The following is a 17,995-nucleotide window of genomic DNA, read 5'->3' on the forward strand; positions in this document are numbered from 1 at the left end:
CTGATTTTGAATGAAAAGTGCACCGGATTATCTTTAGATCCAATTCAGGAAGAACCCCTCCTTGGATGAATTGAAGAGAAAAACTGGCAAGGATGAACGCGCTATCCGGGAAGCAGTGAAGAACCTCATGAGGCAGTGTGTGCTGAAGTGGGATAAGCATAAAAACAAGTGGATGTTTTGAAACAATATAATGAAGAAAGGAAAAAAGCCTTTTCCGAAGAAAAGACTTAAGCTGTTCAAGTTTGAAGGCGATCAGAAGCTACTTTGATTGTATCTTGTGCTTGTTTTTCTACTGAGCTCATACCCAACCCACATACTAAAGTCAATGACAGACCCAGGACGATGAAAATGCTCTTTTTAAAATTCATACTGGCACTCTCCCCTTTGAATTTGTGTTTGTGTATCAACCATTTTTTTATGATAAAAATAAGAATTCTCAAACTCCCTTGAATCTGCGTAAACAGATGCAGTTTCGCAAGCAATATCTTCAACATATGAGTAATTCTTATTCTTCTCCAGATACTCAATTGTTTCATTAACTCCCTGTTGATCCACTGCATCCACATAAAGAGCCTTCAGATACCCCTGTAGATTTTCGAAAAGCTTATCGCCTTGGTATACCGCGGCCGACAAACCTTTTTTGCTTACTTGGATACCCTCAGCCATTTTCCCTTGTTTAAAGAGGAATTTTGCATAAGAAAATAAAGAGTGCGGCAAGTTGCTCAGTTTTGCTTTTTCGGTTATCTCTACTGCTTGCCTTAAAAATATCTCAGCCTTTTCATAGTCGCCCCTATCTCCGAAATTTGTACCCAAATTATAAAGAGCAGAACTAATCAACCTCTTGTTATCTAACTCTTTTGATAAATCAAGAGCCTTTTCAAGATGCGGCTGACTCTTCTCATAACGCTTAAAATCAATATAATTCCCTGATATAACAAATAGACATTGAATTTTCCGGACCTTATACAACTCATACTGATCGTAAATATCGAGCGCTTGCTTTACGTGATGCATGGAGACGTGGCTTTGTTTCATACCGTAATATGCTTCAGCCAGTTTAAAATGAAACTCCGCTCTCTCAATTTCATCATGCACATGAACGAGTTGTTTTTCAGCCTCTCTATAAAAGCCGATCGCCTTTACATACTGCTTTTGATCAAATTCATACATGCCGCGGAAAAATAAAGAGTAATAGCACAGCAGGCCGGAAATTCCTTTATTTGATGCTTCGATTTTTTCCAGCAGCTCGTCAATTGTCGGTCTCACACGGGTAGTCACCGGTTCTAAATAATCCAGCATGAGCTGATGGCGGAATTTCATGAGGGTGTAGTAAATCAGTAGATACTCGTCTTCTTCCATCTCATTTATTTCTTGTTCCACTTCCGCTTTCAAAATCTCCGCATCCGGAACACTGAACTGACGTATCATTTTGTACCATTCATTAATCTTAACGCCAACCTCCGATGACGGTAAAACAGAACTCACAAGGCCACTCCTCCTTTTATATAATATTCTAACATTTCCATAATATGTTTGGACGAAAAAAAACCGCAATTTGTTTGCAGTTGCCAGATTACTTATTTTCACATAACTGTTGGAAACGTCCATTCTATTTGCGATAATAAAACTAATGTATGGGGAATATAAATGGGAGGGATTAAGGATGTGTCATTTAAAATGAGCCTTACTTTATCACTCAAATGTTTTAAGCTGTATGAAAATGTGTACTTTGGGATAGCGTTTATAAGTAGACTCTCTACAAGTCTACTTTATTTTTTTCTCATAAATAAACGAGGTGAAAATCAATGGATGGTATAGAATTTTTAGAAAATATGACACGACTCGGAGTACTCATTTTGGTGTTCTCAGGATATGCTGTTTATTGGAAATTAGGTAAAACAAAAAGAGAGCGAGGGCTTACAAAATTTGAAGCTTGTCTTAGGTTCTCTGTCATGTTCGGTATATTAGCTTGGGGGGGTTCGACTCTTGCTTTGAGTTTATGGTCATAATCTTTTTTGTCGATATTTTACTTATCCTGTCTAAACAGATTAAAACTAGATAAATGTACCCTTATTTAGAAAAATGTGTTACCGTGTAGTTTCTTGTACAAGTTTCTAAAAGAGGAAGTTATAATGTTGAAAAGATTAGTTTTTCTGGCGTTGACCCTACTTCTTGCTATTGCTACAATAGCGCCAACAGTTTCAGCAGAGGAAGAGAACGGGTTAGATGGATTAACTAAAGAACAAATTGAAAAATTTTGAAAAGAAGTTGAGTACATCTTTACTAAGATTGTAATTTTTGAAGAAGAGACAGGCTACACAGTTAATGAGGATGAGCTTGAAAAGTCTCCTTATACCAAAGGTCAAAAAGAGGGTATGATCGCTTTCGCTAAATATATGAATAAGGAATATAAGTATGCAAGTGTCCAAAAGAACACTGTTCGAAGATGCCTTGAAGATGCTATTGGTATCTCTAAAGGAGCATTAGATAAAGTTCAAAAGGCAATTGAAAAAGGAGATTGGTGGACAGTATTAGAATATCTGGGCAAATTAGGCGTAGCAATTTCTCCACCAGTATTATTTACATTCTTCCTGTTCTGCGGTGCTACACCAGCAAAGGTTGCTCCGCAAGAAAATTGATAAACAATAAAGCCGCCTTTAGAGGCGGCTTCTTCAATCCTAATTGAAGGCGAAAAGCAACTAAACTTCCTCAAAATAAATTTTTCGTCCCCAAATTGTCCCCAATTGCTTTTTTGGGCTATTGGCTCTGTTCCTGACAAATAAAAAAACCCTTATAGAATAAGGGTTTAAAGGTATGGAGCCAAGGGGGCTCGAACCCCTGACCTCTACGCTGCCAGCGTAGCGCTCTCCCAGCTGAGCTATGGCCCCGTGCTGTAACGTCATGTTTTATTATAGACGACTCTTCTATGAATTTCAAGCAGAAAATTCAGTTTGCTCATATTTTCCTGAGACGTTTTTCGAACATAAAAAGAAGACCCTCCGGGGGCCTCTTCGTTTATCGCACGAGCATGATTAAAATGATGCCGAGGATGACACGGTAAATGGCGAACGGGACAAGCTTAATCCGGTTAATGAGCCGAAGAAAAAATTTGACGACTAAGAGGGCGACGACAAAGGCGCAGATAAAGCCGACAAGAAAAAACGGAATCATGTCATAAGAAAGACTGCCCCAGTATTTCACCAGCTTCAGAAGGCTTGCGCCCGCCATAATCGGAATGGCCATAATAAATGTGAAGTCTGCGGCTGCCCGGTGATTCAAGCCGACAATGACACCTCCGGCAATCGTTGAGCCTGAGCGGGAAAATCCGGGCCATAAGGCGAGACACTGGAATAATCCGACACAGAAAGCCTGTTTGTAGGTGATTCTGTCCACCGTATCGATCGTTTCTTTCCTTTTATTGATCCAGTCCGCTATAAGCATAAGCACAGCTCCGGCAATTAATCCGTAAGCGACCGTTCTGACGGAGAATAAATAGCGGTCAATGAAATCCTCAAATAAAAAGCCGAGCACCGCCGCCGGAACAAGACCGACGGCGATTTGCGAGATGGTCAGCCTGTATCCCTTCCGCTGATCGCGCGTGACGTTTTTTTTGAGGCCGAGTAAATGTAATATCCGATCCTTAAACACAATGGCCACCGCCAGAATCGAACCGAGCTGAATCACCACTTTGAAGGAATTGGCGGCTTCCGGATTCATCAGGCTTCCGGATTTCAGCCAAATGTCATCCGCTATGATCATATGTCCCGTGGAAGAAACCGGCGCGTATTCCGTCAGCCCTTCCACGATTCCCAAAACGGCTGCTGTGAACATCTCCCATAGTGTCATCCCATTCTTCCCTTCATTCATCATTTACAAAAGAGAAGCTCTCCTCTGAAGGAAAGCCTGTCTTATAATAAATATCATGTCCGTTCCAATTTTATGACTTCGATACAGCATCATTTTTTTCTTCTTCATATAAATGCGAACGCATTTTGAACCAATCAAACAGATGGGTCGTGACCACTTTGATGACCGCATACCCCGGGATGGCCAAAATAATGCCGACAACCCCGAACAGCTTTCCGGCGGTTAAAAGAACAAAGATGATGGTAATCGGGTGAATGTGAAGATTTTTCCCCATGATCTGCGGCGAAATTAATTTACCTTCCACGAGCTGGACAACGGTCCAGACAATCGCAAGTTTCAGCAGCATAAGAGGCGAAGTGACCAACGCGATAATAATCGCCGGCGTGATGGCAATGGTCGGCCCTAAATACGGAACAACGCTCGTACAAGCGGCAATGACCGCAAGCAGGGAAGCATAATCAAGTCCGATAATCAGATAGCCGATAAATAATAAAAACCCGATGCAGAAGCTGACGATGACCTGTCCTCTGATATAGGAGCTTAATCTGTGGTTCATTTCACTAAGCATCGTATACGTTTGTTCTTTCAGACGGGTGGGCACAAACTTTAAGATATAGATCGGCAGTTTTTTGCCGTCTTTCAGCAAATAGAACAGAATAAACGGCACGGTCACAATTGAAATAATCACTTCAGTCAGCGCGCCGATAAAATTCCCGACTCCGGTAAATGTGCTGTTTGCAATTGTCGCCGCCTGCGCCGATACTTTATTAGCAAGATCGGAAATGTTGATATTCATCGTCTTTTGCGCCTGATTTACAAAATCGCTTCCGATCAGGCTTTTCGTCTGATCTTCAACGATGTCCACATATTTCGGCAGGTTGTCGATCAGGCTCATGATCTGTTCCTTTAAAAACGGAATAATTGAAACGACCGTAATCGAAATCAGCCCTATAATAATGAGGTAAAGGAGCAGGATGGAATAGACTCTTTTCACTCTTATTTTTTCCAATATATCTACGATCGGATTAAGCAGATAATAAACAATTCCTGTCAAAATGACGGGGAGCGCAATCGTTTTGAGCAGGACGATAATGGGTGTGAAAATAAATGATGTCTTCATAAAGACAAGGATATTGAGACCGATGAGCAGCAATACAAGCAAAAACAAGACAAATTTATTGTCTAAGAAAAACTGTTTAAATCTGCCGCCCCATGTTTGCAATGTTTCCACTATTGTTCCTCCATCATATGTATTTTACTTAAATTGTACACTATCGTTCCTGTAATGAAAAATAATAACCGGTCTCTATGGGGATTTTTCCTATCCGTTTAGCTGGCAGCCTTTTTTCCATTTATGTTTCTTTGAAAAAAAGCTATAATGTAAGCCAATACATAGAAGGAGCGATAGCAATGATTCGATTTGCAACAGTCGGAACGAATTGGATTACAGAACGATTTCTGGAGGCGGCTTCTGCTATTGATGACTTTCAATTAACGGCGGTTTATTCCAGAACTGAGGAACGTGCGGCGGAATTCGCCGGCAAACACGGCGCTGCTCATTATTTCACCAGCCTGAAAGAAATGGCGGAAAGCAAAGCCTATGACGCGGTGTATCTCGCCAGCCCGAATGCATTTCACAAAGAGCAGGCGGTCCTTTTTATGGAACACGGCAAGCATGTACTGTGCGAAAAACCGTTTGCGTCTAACGCAAAGGAAACGGATGAAATGATTCACGCAGCCAAAACGAACGGCGTTCTCTTGATGGAAGCCATGAAAACGACGTTCCTGCCGAACTTCAGCATGCTTCAACACCACTTACATAAAATCGGACCCGTCAGGAGATTCACGGCAAGCTACTGCCAATATTCATCACGATATGATGCATATAAAAACGGTACGGTGCTTAACGCGTTTAAGCCTGAATTATCGAACGGTTCGTTAATGGACATCGGCGTGTACTGCATTTATCCGGCCGTCGTCCTGTTCGGCAAACCGAAAAACGTCATTGCGACCGGTCATAAACTAGCATCCGGCGTTGACGGCGAAGGCACGGTCATTCTGTCATACGACGGATTTGAAGCGGTGCTGATGCATTCGAAAATCTCAAATTCGTTTGCCCCGGCGGAAATTCAGGGTGAAGACGGCACGATCGTTCTGGACAGCATTCACGGACCGGAACGGGCGGAAATCCGCTATCGTGACGGCCGGACGGAAGACATTTCAGTCCCTGATCTGAAACCGTCGATGTACTACGAAACGGCTGAATTCATCAATCTTCTTCGAAACGGACAGCGGGAGTCTTCCGAAAATACATTTGAACGTTCTTTCATTACGGCGAGCATTATGGAAGAAGCGAGAAAACAAATCGGAATCGTCTTTCCCGCCGATCAAAACTAAAAACATCCGCCCGGATTCGGGCGGATGTTTTTTATTTGGACGCTAACAGGTCAGCAAACGCTTTTGCATACTGCGGAAGGTCGGGCGGGCGGCGGCTTGATACAATGTGGCCGTCAGTTACGACAGCTTCATCCAGCCACTGTGCCCCTGCATTTGTCATGTCGTCTTTGATGCCGGGCGTGCTCGTTACTTTTTTTCCTGCAAGAATTCCGGCAGATATAAGCACCCAGCCCGCATGGCAGATCTGGCCGATCGGCTTTTTCTGCTCGTTCATCGTACGGATGATGTCCAAAACTTCGGGATATCTTCGCAGTTTGTCAGGAGCCCAGCCGCCAGGCACGAGCACGGCATCATACTCCTGAATAATCAGGCTCTTAAAATCGTAATCCGCCGTCGCGGGCACCCCGTATTTTCCTTTGTATGAACGGCCCGCTTCTTCTCCTATTAAATGAACGATCGCGCCTTCCTCTCTCAGCCGGTAGACGGGATACCAAAGCTCTAAGTCTTCAAAATCGTCACTGACAAGCGCTATGACTTTTTTGCCTTCTAATCTCATCACTGCCACTCCCTTCTTTTATATTAGTGTATCGCTTTTTTCAGATGAGGAAAAGAAACAGCTCGTTACAGCTGTTCTTCGTCTTCAGACTGAATCGTAAATTTCCGTGTGACCTGCTGCAGTTCTTCAGCCATATGCGCAAGCGTTTCGGCGGATGAACTGATTTCTTCCATGGAGGCCAGCTGCTCTTCAGCTGAGGCGGCGATGTCTTGAATGCCGGCGGACCCTTCTTTGGCGACTGAGGTAATGTCCTCCACTGCGTTTGTCACATTTTGCGACCCGGCTGCAAGCTGCTCAAGCGTTCCGTTCATATGCTGCAAGGCGCCTGAAATCTGAGTCGTCATTTCTGAGATTTTTTTGAAGCTTTCGGCCGTTTGATCCGTAATATCGAGGCCTTCCTTCACATCTTGATTCACCGCTTGGAATACGGAAAGCGATGTGGCGATTTCTTTGACGATTTCCTGAATCAGCGTTTCGATTTCCTTCGCGGAGCCGGCGGATTGTACGGCAAGCTTTCTCACTTCTTCCGCAACGACGGAGAAGCCCCGCCCGTATTCGCCTGCTCTGGCCGCTTCAATGGCCGCGTTTAAGGCAAGCAGATTTGTTTGATCGGCAATGCCGTTAATGACGTTCAGAATGCTCTTAATGTCGTGCGACTTCGTTTCCAGCCCTTTTACGACCGCTTCCGCCTGCTGTACGGAACGATCAATCGTTTTCATCTGGCCGACCGTTTTCGCCACTAATTCTTCTCCGCTTCCGGCCGTTTCAGAGGTTTGGATGGCGGATTCAGTGATTTCCGCCGATACATTCGCCGTCTCGGCAATGCCGGCATTCATTTGGGAAAGGTGATCAGCACTTTCTTCCAATTTCTCGCTTTGTGATTCGTTTCCGTTTGAGAATTGTTCAATCGCCAGAGTAATATGCTCTGTCGCCTTGCTTGTCTGTCCGGCGGATGCCGTCAGCTCTTCGGATGAAGAAGCGACATGTTCGACGGATGATTGGATGACGCCGATGACAGACCGGAGTGATGCCGACATCTCATTGAAGCTTTGGCTGAGCTGCCCGAATTCATTTTTTGACTTGATGTCAATGACTTCCGTTAAATCGCCGTCACTGATTTTAGCTGATGTCGAGACAAGTTTTTTGAGCGGTTTTGCAATCGAGCGAATGATAAAGAAGATTAAAATACCGCCGACGATAAGAGAAACCGCCAGGATGATCAGCGCCATTTTCATGACAGGCGAGGCTGCGTCATGGATCTCACTGACAAAAAATGTGCCGGCGATTTTCCAGCCCGTCAGTTTGTTTGTCGTGAAGGCCATTTTCTTCTGCTGTCCTTCAAACATGTATTCAAACGATCCGCTTGATTTGGAAAATACCTCTTTCGTCCACTCTCCGGAGCCTTCCGTTCCCGCTTTTATAGTCGGATGGGCGATGTATTTTTTATCCCCCGTTGTAATGAAGGCAAATCCTTTATGACCGATCTGGACGCGTTCGGAAGCGTTCAGCAGGTCGCCCAGATTAATATCAAGCGCCACAACGCCTGATCCGTCTTTTGTCTGCTGGGCAATCGTAACGACAGTCTGTCCGGTTGCAGCGTCTTTATAAGGCTCGGTAAACACCGGCTGTCCGTTTTTTTCAACCGCCTTTGTATACCACTCGCGCGTGAGCGGATTATAATCGGACGGCATGTCAGCGGACGGATATTTCACAAACGCTTTGTCGCGAGACGCGGCGTAAATTGACGCGACATCGCCATTTACGGTGACATACTGCTTCATATTGTCGAGCAGTACCGATTTATTTTTCGTGTTCAGTTTTTCCTTTGTGATTGATTCGCTGTAGTAGTCAATCGCTTTCAGCTTGCCTTCGAGCATGTTTTCCAGCACGCTGTTCAGTTCGCTGACATTTCCCTGGGCGCTGTGGGTCAGTTCTCTTTCTAATGTACTCCCCGCCGTTTGGTAGCTGAAGTAGGCGAGTATGCCGACCGGAAGCACCAATACGGCTAAAAATGCCGCGATCAGCGGCTTGCTGATGGATGGCTGTTTGATCCAATGTATCAGTTGTTTCATTTTTTCAGTCTCCTTCTTTGAAAAGCTAAATCTAATATCGTCAGATAGGACAAAAGATTTATTAAAAAAACTAAAAAAAACACCCAAACAGCACATTTGGGTGTTCTATGACCTATTAATCTATTTTAAATCGTTTCGTCATATCACGTAATTCTTCCGCCATCTGGGATAACGTTTCCGAAGACGAACTGATTTCTTCCATTGAAGCCAGCTGTTCTTCGGCAGAGGCCGCGATATCCTGAATGCTGGCGGAGCTTTCTTTTGCGATGGACGCGATTTGCTCAGAAGCTCCTGAAATCTGCTGTGATCCTGCTGTCAGCTGTTCTACCGTCGCATTCATATTTTGAATTTCTCCGGCGATCTGGTTCGTCATTTCAGAAATCCGTTTGAAGCTCGTTTCGGTCTGATTCGTAATATCCAGTCCGCTCTCCACCTCTTTATTGACCGATTGGAACATGCCGAGAGATGTATTGATTTCGTTGACGATTTCTATAATTAAGCTTTCGATTTCTTTCGCTGAATCGGCAGACTGGACCGCAAGTTTTCTGACCTCTTCGGCGACGACTGAGAAGCCCCGGCCGTATTCACCCGCACGCGCGGCTTCAATTGCCGCATTCAGCGCAAGAAGGTTTGTCTGATCAGCGATTCCGTTAATGACACCGAGAATGTTTGTAATGTCTTTTGATTTTGTCTCAAGTCCGCGCACCACTTGTTCAGCTTCTTTCACTGACCGGTCAATGACGTTCATTTGGCCGACCGTCTGGTGGACGAGCTTTCCGCCTGAATTGGCGACTTCCGCTGATGTGACGGAGGATTCGGTAATGACGGCAGATGCTTTCGCCATATCTTTAAGCCCGCTGTTCATTTGATAAATATGTTCCGCCGCGCTTTCGATATTTTCACTTTGGCTTTCATTTCCGTTAGAAAATTGTTCGATCGCCAGTGTGATATGTTCCGTTGCCTTGCTTGTCTGCTCCGCTGAAGCCGTCAGCTCCTCTGAGGAAGATGCGACGTTATTCACGGAATCCTGGATGGCATGGATGAGAGACCTGAGTGAAGCGGCCATATTGTTAAAGCTTTTGCCAAGCTCGCCTAATTCATCTTTTGACTGAATCTCGATCGTTTCTGTTAAGTCGCCTTCACTGATTTGTTTCGATGATGTCACAAGCTGCTTGAGCGGTTTTGTGATTGAACGGATAATCAGCACCATGACGATGGTTCCGATGACAATCGCTAATACGAGAACGAGCAGGGACAGATGAAGGATCGGCAGGGCCGCTTCATGAATTTCGTCCAGATACATTGTTCCGGTAATCTTCCAGCCTGTCAGCCCGTTCGTATCATAAGCCATTTTCTTTTCCTGGCCGTCGTATTTGTATTGAAAATCACCTTTTTTGCTGTTGTACAGCTGTTCAGCCCAATCCCCGTTTAATACTGTGCCTGACGTGCGGTTCGGGTGGGCGACCACTTTTTTGTCTTTCGTCAGGATAAAAGCGTAGCCGGATTTTCCGATGTTCACTTTCTTTGTCGTTTTCAGAAGCTCATCGATTTTCATATTGATGGCGACGACCCCTGAGCCGTCTTTCGTCTGCTGAACGACCGTCACGACCATCGTATTGGTGGAAGCCGTGCGGTAGGGATCTGTTACAACAACTTTCCCCTTATTTTCCACGGCCTTTTTATACCAGTCTCTTTCAAGCGGATTATATCCTTTAGGCATCTGCAGATCCGGATACCGTGTGAAATGTCCTTCCGTGTCACTCGTATAGATGGATTCCACGTCTTTATTGATCTTCATGTACTCTGTGAATTTATCGGTAATTTGCGATTGGTTTTTCGGCTTGTACCGATCCTTTGTGAGCCAGTCGCTGAAATATGCCGTTCCGTCTTCCTTTTGGCTGATGCTTGTGTTGATCATATCGTTAATCTGCTGCACATTATCTAGTGCGCTTCCCATCATCTGCCTGTCAAGCGTACTTACCGCCGATTGATAGGCGATAAAAGCCAGCGTTGAAATAGGAAGAATGAGAATGGCCAAAAAAGAAATGAGCAGTTTTCTTGTAAGCGATCTCTGCTTGATGATTTGCACAATTTTTTTCATCTGCTATATCTCCTCTTGCGTGTTTACCCTTCATATCGGCAATTATGGGTAAATATACACATCCAAAAAGAAGAAATATAACGAAACATACTTTTTACCTATTACAAAATTAGTCTTTTAGACTTAATTAAGAGTTTATCTTAAAACGCTTTGTCAGTTCGCGTAATTCTTCCGCCATTTTTTCCAGCGTGACGGCTGAGGAACTGATCTCCTCCATGGACGCAAGCTGCTCTTCAGCTGAAGCCGCGATGTCCTGAATGCCGGCCGCGCTTTGTCTGGATACGGCCGCGATATCCTCTGAAGCGTTTGATACTTCCTGAGATCCGGCAGAAAGCTGTTCCACGGTTGCATTCATATTTTGCAGTTCACCGGCAATCTGATTTGTTTTGGCGGAAATGTCCCGGAAGCTTTTTTCCGTTTCGTCCGTTAACTGAAGTCCGCTTTTCACCTCGTGATTGACGGATTCCAGCATTCCGAGCGAAGTATGAATTTCTTTGACGATTTCATGAATTAAGGATTCGATTTCTTTCGCTGAATCGGCGGATTGGACGGCAAGCTTTCTCACTTCTTCGGCAACGACTGAAAAACCGCGTCCGTATTCTCCCGCTCTTGCCGCTTCAATGGCTGCATTTAAAGCAAGCAGATTCGTTTGATCGGCAATGCCGTTAATGACGCGCAAAATGCTGGTGATGTCCTGTGATTTGAGTTCAAGCCCTTGTACGACTTGCTCCGCTTTACTTACGGATTGGTCAATGGCGCCCATCTGGCCGGCTGTTTTCTTGACAAGCCGCTCACCGGCGCCGGATATCTCCGCCGATTCAATTGACGTTTCCGTCACCATGGCTGCCGCTTCCGCCAGATCGCTGAGCCCGTCTTTCATCTCATTCACTTGTGCTGTCGCTTTATCAATACTCTCACTTTGGTCTTCCGTTCCATTAGAAAACTGTTCAATCGCAAGGGTGATATGTTCCGTTGCTTTGCTCGTCTGCTCAGCTGAAGCCGTCAGCTCCTCTGAGGAAGAAGCGACATGTTCAACAGAGTCCTGAATTCCCTGAATAAGCGAACGGAGTGAATCTGTCATATGATTAAAACTTTTACCGAGCACGCCGAGCTCATCTTGAGAGCCGACATCAATGGTTTCCGTCAGATCCCCGCTGCTGATTTTTTCCGCTGAAGCTACGAGACGTTTTAACGGTTTGGTAATTGAGCGGATGACAAAATAAATGAAAATCATCCCTGCGGCGATGGCTATCGCCAATATGATAACGGCCAGAGTCAGAACCGGTCTTGCCGCATCTTTGATTTCATCCACGGACATGGTTCCGCTGATCTTCCAGCCCGTCGCTTCATTGGTCACGTACGCCATTTTTTTCGCTTTCCCGTTCAGCGTATATTCATAGTCGCCTTTTTGCCCGCTGTATAATGTATCAACCCATTTTCCCGATACCGCCGCGCCGGCTTTTTCATCACTGTAAGCAACGGCTTTTTTATTTTTGCTGAGGATAAAGGCGTATCCTTCTTTTCCGATGTTCACTTCTTTTGTCATCGTGATGAGATCGTCGATTTTTATATCAATGGCGACGACGCCTGATCCGTCTTGCGCCGCGCGGGCCATGGTGACGACCATCTTTTTGTTTGAGATGGACTCATAAGGGTCCGTGATGATGGTTTGGCCTTTATTCTCCATGGCTTCCTGATACCAGCTTCTTTCAAGCGGATTGAAATCGGCCGGCATATCGGCATGCGGATAACGGGTAAACGTTCCTTCCTTGCTGCTAGAAAATATGGCGGACGCTTTATCATTGCTTTCAATAAACTGTTTGAACCTTTCTTGCATTTCCGTTTGGTTTTTTTCTTTAAATTTAGCGCTTGTCGCCCATTCGCTGAAATATGCTGAGCTTTTTGTAAACATTCCGATCCGGTCATCAATCATATTGTTTAAGATTTGCACATTTCCTTCGGCGCTTTCCATCATTTGCTTTTCAACGGATGAAGCCGCCGAACGGTAGGCGCCGGCAGCCAATACTGCTACCGGAATAATTAAGATCAGTAAAAATGAAATAATAAGTTTTTTGGCTATTGATTTTCTGGCGATTTTTTTTGCTGTTTTTTTCAATTTTGTAAACCTCTTTCAATCATTTACTGTTTATATCGGCCGACTCCCTTTTTATTACATTGAAAATTAAGTCATAAATGAAAAATAGTTCTATGTACTCCCTTTGTATGTAAGACTTTTTATTTAATTATCCGGCTGTCACTATAAAAAAGGACGCCTTCCACCTGGAAAGCGTCCTTTTTTACTAGTTGATTTTAAATTGTTTCGTTAATTCCCGCAGTTCTTCGGCCATTTGCGCCAACGTATCGGCGGATGTGCTGATTTCTTCCATTGATGCAAGCTGTTCTTCTGCGGATGCGGCAATATCCTGAATGCTTGCTGCGCTTTCCCGTGATACGTCCGCAATATCCGTCACTGCAGCTGAAACGTGCTGAGAGCTGTCTGACAGCTGTTCAACCGTGCCGTTCATCGATTGAAGCTTCTCGGCGATATCGTTCGTCATGCCGAAGATATTCTGGAAGCTTTCTTTCGTGCGGTCCGTCACGGCAAGTCCTGATTGCACTTCTTCATTGACGGATGTAAACATGTGAAGCGATGTATTGATCTCAGCCGTGATTTCCTGAATGAGTTTTTCAATCTCTTTGGCAGAACCGGCGGATTGGACGGCAAGCTTTCTCACTTCTTCGGCTACTACTGAGAAGCCCCGCCCGTATTCACCCGCTCTTGCCGCTTCAATGGCTGCATTTAACGCAAGCAGGTTTGTCTGATCGGCAATACCGTTGATGACTCTTAAAATATGAGTGATGTCTTTTGATTTGGCCTCAAGGCCTTTTACAACCGCTTCCGCCTGCTGGACCGATTGATTGATGAGATTCATCTGCCCGACGGTTTGCTGCACATATTCTTCCCCGGTGCCGGCAGCTTCCTTCGATTGTTTAGATGCTTCCGTAATGGATGATGATGTGCGGGAAACGGCGGCGAGTCCGTCGTTTATATGATTCAGCTTGGCTGAGCTTGAATCGACTTTTTCGCTTTGCTCTTCATTCCCGTTTGAAAACTGCTCAATCGCCATTGTAATATGTTCCGTCGCTTTGCTTGTCTGCGAAGCTGAAGCGGTCAGCTCTTCCGATGACGCGGCCACGTTGTCGACAGAGTTTTGGATCGCGCTTATCAATCCGCGCAGAGATTCTCCCATTTCATTAAAGCTCGCGCCGAGTTCGCCCAATTCATCTTTCGAGCGGATATCAATGGTTTCAGTCAAGTCTCCGCCGCTGATTTGTTTAGAAGAGCGGACAAGCCGTTTCAGCGGTGACGTAATGGATCTGACAATCAACAGAATTAAAATTCCCCCGATGATAATGGATGCTGCAAGGACAATCATCCCCATCGTCAGCACCGGTTGTGAGGCGTCTTTAATTTCGTTGAGCTCCATGCTCCCCTCTATTTTCCATCCGGTCAGTTTATTTGTCGTAAACGCCATTTTTTTATTTTGATCATCGAGCTGGTATGAAATAATGCCGCTGTCTTTGCTGTATACCTCATTCAGCCACGGGGTTGAAACTTTATCGCCCGGTTTGTGGTCTTTATGCGCGACATAGGTTTTATTTTTGGACGTGATAAACACGAATCCTTTTTGTCCGATTTTGATTCCCTGCATCTGCTTCAGCAGCTGGTCAATCGTAATATCCATGGCCACTACGCCTGTTCCGTCCTGCATCTGCTTTGCCACGGTAACGACCATGCTGCCGTCGCTTGCCGCGGTGTACGGGTCGGTGACAACGAGCGTGCCGCCGGCCTTCACAGCGTCTTTATACCAAGTGCGTGTTCTCGGATCGTAATCGGCCGGAGTATTCTCCTTCGGCGCCTGTGCGTAGCTGCCGTCTTCCGTACCTCCGTAAATGCGGGCTACGTCCTTATGAATAGACGTGTATTGCCCGAACTTTTCTTCAAGAGCAGACATGTTTTTCTTTGAGAAGGATGACCCTTTTAACGTTTCGCTGAAAAATTCAATCGCCTTTGCTTTTGCGCCGATATCATTTGTAATGGTTGTGTTAAAAGATTCGATGTTATTTTTCGCGTTGCCTGAAATCTGATCATCCAGCGAATTGCTCGCCGTATGGTATGAACTGAATTCTAACACGAGAATCGGTATGATTAAGATCACGATAAATGAAATGATTAATTTACGTGAAATCGATGCCTTTGTGCACCAATTAATGAATTTTTTCATATTAAGCTGCTCCCTCAAGTGTGATACCTTATATATCGGCTCAGTCTTCACATTTTGTTAACATTTCCTCCTTTTTTATGACTTGATTTTCATTGCCCAAGCTTCCTGCATATCTTATAAAAAAAGATAGGGGGCGCGCAGATGATTATCATATCCGGCCAAGTGCTTCGGCCTCAGGACATCGCGAACTGGCAGACGGAAGAAAGCCTTGTTCCGTATATAAATGACCTGCTCAATTCTCCCGTACAATTCGATTACGGGTCGATTGCTGAACTGATGTTCGAGGTGCGGCTGCGCCGCCATATTGTGGAAGCCGCAAGAGAATTGCACGGATCAGGTGTGAAATTTGCAACTTTCGCCAAAACATACGGAAATACGGCTTATTGGAGACTGACGCCGGAAGGAGCCCTGGAGCTGAAGTACAGGATTCCCGCTTCAAAAGCGATTCGGGACATTATTGAAAACGGCGCGTTTTACGCATTTGAATGCGCTACCGCCATTGTTGTGATTTATTATCTGGCCGTCTTAAAGACAATCGGTGAAGAACGGTTTAACCGGCGTTTCCGGGATATCACTTTGTATGACTGGCACTATGAGCATCTGCCGATCTACACGGAAACCGGCAGCCACTTTTTACGGGGAGATTGTTTATATTTTAAAAATCCTGATTTTAACCCTGCAAAGGCCCAGTGGCGGGGAGAAAATGTCATTGTGATGGGGAATGATCAATATTTCGCCCACGGTCTCGGGATTCTGACCGCTGAACAAATCATCCAGAGATTGAATTCTTTAAGAAAAAAAAATGCCGTGCAGCCGGCTTATCTGCTTAACCAGGCAACAAGGCTTGATGCACCCGCGCTTTATCAGATCATGCATTAAAACAATCCCATCGTCTGTCATTGTGACGATGGGATGTGAAATGCTTTTCTTTTCCGGTAAAAAGCCGTCGTGCCGAGCGCTTGGTTTGCAGCCCATTCAAACTTCTCTAAATCATGGCGGGTGACGGCTCTGTCCCGTCTGCTCCATTTAATGGCGCGGACAAAGTAATACCCTTTAATCGGCGCCATGGTGACTTTGGAATGCGGAAAATCTTCAAAGACAAACTCAATAGTTCCTCTTTTTTTATAGGACATTTGAAGAATCTTCATCATCCATCACCTCACGATTTCTGGATTATGATTCGCACAATCCGTCCAAAACGGTTTTCACGTCTGTCGGCCCTTCAAGTTTCGCGGCGGACTGGCCGGCCCATAAAGACATATACTCCGCGTCTCCTGATTGAGCCGCGTGCCCGCGCATCGGCTTTGTCAGCGTATTATGCAGCGGATAAGGCAGCGTTTTTCCCTCGTCAGCTTCATATGTTTTCATGAACTGATTTACGATTCCCCGCGCCTGTTTTCCCGAAAACAGGGTGGTCAGCCGCGTATCGGCTCCTTTTGATTCGGCAATGGCTTTTTGATATGCCGGTGAGGCGCTGCTTTCTTCACAAAGGAGAAACGGTGTTCCTACTTGAACGCCGTCCGCACCCAAACATCGGGCCGCCTGCACCCCGCGGCGGTCAAAAATGCCGCCTGCCGCAATCACCGGGATATTCAGCGCGTCTTTAGCCTGCGGAATCAGCGCCATAAGGCCGAGAGCCGGTTCTCCTTTAACCGGCAGAAACGACCCGCGATGCCCGCCGGCTTCTATTCCCTGAAGGATAACGGCGTCCATTCCCCGTTCTTCAAAAGCCTTCGCTTCCTCCGGCGTTGTCGCCGTGCCGAAAAGGAAACAACCGCTTTTCTTCAGCTTTTCCGCCGTTTCTTCCGGCGGCAGGCCGAAGGTGAATGAACACGCTTTGATTCCGTAACGGATCAGAAGCTCCGCTTTTTCCTCGAAATCATTCCATTCTTCTTTCAGATCAGAGAACGGCTTGGCGTCTTTTGCCCTCGGGATGCGGGCTTTCCATTTTTCAACGAGTTCCGCCTCAGGCATCTGTCTTTCTTCCGGGACGAAAAGATTTACTTGAAAGGAGCGGTCCGTCAGCTCTTTCATCTCGATAAGCTGTTTTTCAAGCGCTTGCGGGCTGACGTATCCTGAAGCGAGGCTTCCGAGCGCCCCTTCATTTGATACCGCCGAAGCCAGACGCGGCGTGACCAGCCCGCCGGCCATCGGCGCCTGAATGACGGGCTTTGTTAATGATAACGGACTCATCCACTCACTCATTTGTTTTCCTCCGTTTCAGCCAGTATTTTGATATAACATGTTCTGTTTCGCGGACCGTCAAATTCGCAAAAATAAACGCCCTGCCATGTTCCGAGTATCAGGCGCCCGTCTTCTATGATGACATGCTGAGAGGCGCCGGTTGTACTCGCTTTCATATGTGCCGCCGTATTTCCCTCCATATGCCGGTCCAGTTCGTGCTCCCACGGATACATTTCATCAAATCTTCTGAGCATATCCCTTTTCACATCCGGGTCGGCATTTTCATTGATGGTAATGCCGGCGGTGGTATGGGGACAGTATATGAGCGCCAAACCGTTTTTTACGCCTGTTTCGCGGAGAAAAGATTCGGCTTCATGTGTGATGTCGATCATTTCATCCCTTTTGTTTGTTTGAATCTGCAATTTTTTCAGCATATGAATGCCTCCTTTCTTTTTCTCTTCCTTTCCCATATTCGTTTCTGTATTTGTCTTTTCCTGTCGGATCGCGATGATAAACGCAGATCACAAAAAAC

The 17,995-nt window shown here is 45.5% G+C and carries 16 protein-coding genes and 1 tRNA gene; 5 read left to right on the forward strand and 12 right to left on the reverse strand.

Annotated features, from left to right (window positions below):
• Positions 1-357 precede the first annotated feature (357 nt).
• Entirely contained in the window at positions 358-1,485 is a 1,128-nt protein-coding gene (locus ACWJJ5_RS00075) for a response regulator aspartate phosphatase (protein ID WP_377802808.1), read from the reverse strand.
• 320 nt (positions 1,486-1,805) lie between these two features.
• On the opposite strand from ACWJJ5_RS00075, the gene ACWJJ5_RS00080 reads away from it, so the two are divergent.
• The 3 genes from ACWJJ5_RS00080 (at position 1,806) to ACWJJ5_RS00090 (ending at position 2,639) form a co-directional block, all read left to right on the forward strand.
• Positions 1,806-2,009: a hypothetical protein gene (locus tag ACWJJ5_RS00080; RefSeq protein ID WP_015387806.1), complete on the forward strand. Its 204-nt coding sequence runs from the start codon at positions 1,806-1,808 to the stop codon at positions 2,007-2,009.
• Positions 2,010-2,132: 123 nt separating this feature from the next.
• Positions 2,133-2,261: a hypothetical protein gene (locus ACWJJ5_RS00085; protein WP_255219924.1), complete on the forward strand. Its 129-nt coding sequence runs from the start codon at positions 2,133-2,135 to the stop codon at positions 2,259-2,261.
• A gap of 114 nt (positions 2,262-2,375) precedes the next feature.
• Entirely contained in the window at positions 2,376-2,639 is a 264-nt protein-coding gene (locus ACWJJ5_RS00090; RefSeq protein WP_014305651.1) for a hypothetical protein, read from the forward strand.
• A gap of 176 nt (positions 2,640-2,815) precedes the next feature.
• Here the strand turns inward: ACWJJ5_RS00090 and ACWJJ5_RS00095 are convergent.
• The 3 genes from ACWJJ5_RS00095 to ACWJJ5_RS00105 all read right to left on the reverse strand — a co-directional run bounded on the left by ACWJJ5_RS00095 (position 2,816) and on the right by ACWJJ5_RS00105 (position 5,098).
• A tRNA-Ala gene (locus ACWJJ5_RS00095) sits at positions 2,816-2,888 on the reverse strand.
• 127 nt (positions 2,889-3,015) lie between these two features.
• Positions 3,016-3,846, reverse strand: coding sequence for an undecaprenyl-diphosphate phosphatase (locus tag ACWJJ5_RS00100; RefSeq protein ID WP_167860373.1), 831 nt, complete (start codon positions 3,844-3,846; stop codon positions 3,016-3,018).
• A 91-nt stretch (positions 3,847-3,937) separates the two neighbouring features.
• Positions 3,938-5,098, reverse strand: coding sequence for an AI-2E family transporter (locus tag ACWJJ5_RS00105; protein ID WP_014305691.1), 1,161 nt, complete (start codon positions 5,096-5,098; stop codon positions 3,938-3,940).
• Between the two features lie 179 nt (positions 5,099-5,277).
• Here ACWJJ5_RS00105 and ACWJJ5_RS00110 point away from each other — a divergent pair, with 179 nt between their 5' ends.
• Positions 5,278-6,264: a Gfo/Idh/MocA family protein gene (locus ACWJJ5_RS00110; protein ID WP_173612855.1), complete on the forward strand. Its 987-nt coding sequence runs from the start codon at positions 5,278-5,280 to the stop codon at positions 6,262-6,264.
• A 31-nt stretch (positions 6,265-6,295) separates the two neighbouring features.
• Here the strand turns inward: ACWJJ5_RS00110 and ACWJJ5_RS00115 are convergent, their stop codons facing one another.
• From ACWJJ5_RS00115 to tlpB (ACWJJ5_RS00135), 5 genes are all read right to left on the reverse strand, one after another.
• A complete protein-coding gene (locus ACWJJ5_RS00115) occupies positions 6,296-6,820 on the reverse strand; it encodes a type 1 glutamine amidotransferase domain-containing protein (RefSeq protein WP_003152143.1) in 525 nt (174 codons plus the stop codon).
• A 65-nt stretch (positions 6,821-6,885) separates the two neighbouring features.
• Positions 6,886-8,988 carry a methyl-accepting chemotaxis protein TlpB gene (gene tlpB / locus ACWJJ5_RS00120; protein ID WP_454022095.1) on the reverse strand — a complete coding sequence of 701 codons (2,103 nt, stop codon included), beginning with the start codon at positions 8,986-8,988 and terminating at the stop codon, positions 6,886-6,888.
• Positions 8,989-9,007: 19 nt separating this feature from the next.
• The gene (gene tlpB, locus ACWJJ5_RS00125; protein WP_032876853.1) at positions 9,008-10,993 is read right to left on the reverse strand and encodes a methyl-accepting chemotaxis protein TlpB; all 1,986 of its coding nucleotides are present in this window, start codon (positions 10,991-10,993) and stop codon (positions 9,008-9,010) included.
• Positions 10,994-11,120: 127 nt separating this feature from the next.
• Positions 11,121-13,109: a methyl-accepting chemotaxis protein TlpB gene (gene tlpB / locus ACWJJ5_RS00130; protein WP_102422037.1), complete on the reverse strand. Its 1,989-nt coding sequence runs from the start codon at positions 13,107-13,109 to the stop codon at positions 11,121-11,123.
• A gap of 184 nt (positions 13,110-13,293) precedes the next feature.
• Positions 13,294-15,279 carry a methyl-accepting chemotaxis protein TlpB gene (tlpB, locus tag ACWJJ5_RS00135; protein WP_071392228.1) on the reverse strand — a complete coding sequence of 662 codons (1,986 nt, stop codon included), beginning with the start codon at positions 15,277-15,279 and terminating at the stop codon, positions 13,294-13,296.
• Positions 15,280-15,420: 141 nt separating this feature from the next.
• Here tlpB (ACWJJ5_RS00135) and ACWJJ5_RS00140 point away from each other — a divergent pair, with 141 nt between their 5' ends.
• Positions 15,421-16,158 carry a protein-glutamine gamma-glutamyltransferase gene (locus ACWJJ5_RS00140; RefSeq protein WP_043867366.1) on the forward strand — a complete coding sequence of 246 codons (738 nt, stop codon included), beginning with the start codon at positions 15,421-15,423 and terminating at the stop codon, positions 16,156-16,158.
• Between the two features lie 17 nt (positions 16,159-16,175).
• On the opposite strand, the gene ACWJJ5_RS00145 is transcribed toward ACWJJ5_RS00140, so the two are convergent.
• From ACWJJ5_RS00145 to ACWJJ5_RS00155, 3 genes are read right to left on the reverse strand one after another with little or no spacing between them, the layout of a single operon-like run.
• Positions 16,176-16,427: a hypothetical protein gene (locus ACWJJ5_RS00145; protein ID WP_014305693.1), complete on the reverse strand. Its 252-nt coding sequence runs from the start codon at positions 16,425-16,427 to the stop codon at positions 16,176-16,178.
• A gap of 25 nt (positions 16,428-16,452) precedes the next feature.
• Complete coding sequence (locus ACWJJ5_RS00150; protein ID WP_454022096.1) at positions 16,453-17,484, reverse strand: NAD(P)H-dependent flavin oxidoreductase; 1,032 nt, start codon at positions 17,482-17,484, stop codon at positions 16,453-16,455.
• Positions 17,481-17,897 (reverse strand): secondary thiamine-phosphate synthase enzyme YjbQ, encoded by a 417-nt coding sequence (locus ACWJJ5_RS00155; protein WP_229154418.1) that lies wholly within the window; start codon positions 17,895-17,897, stop codon positions 17,481-17,483. The genes ACWJJ5_RS00150 and ACWJJ5_RS00155 overlap by 4 nt, the downstream gene beginning before the upstream one ends.
• Between the last annotated feature and the right edge of the window lie 98 nt (positions 17,898-17,995).

The sequence above is a fragment of the Bacillus sp. JK74 genome (genome assembly GCF_053663395.1).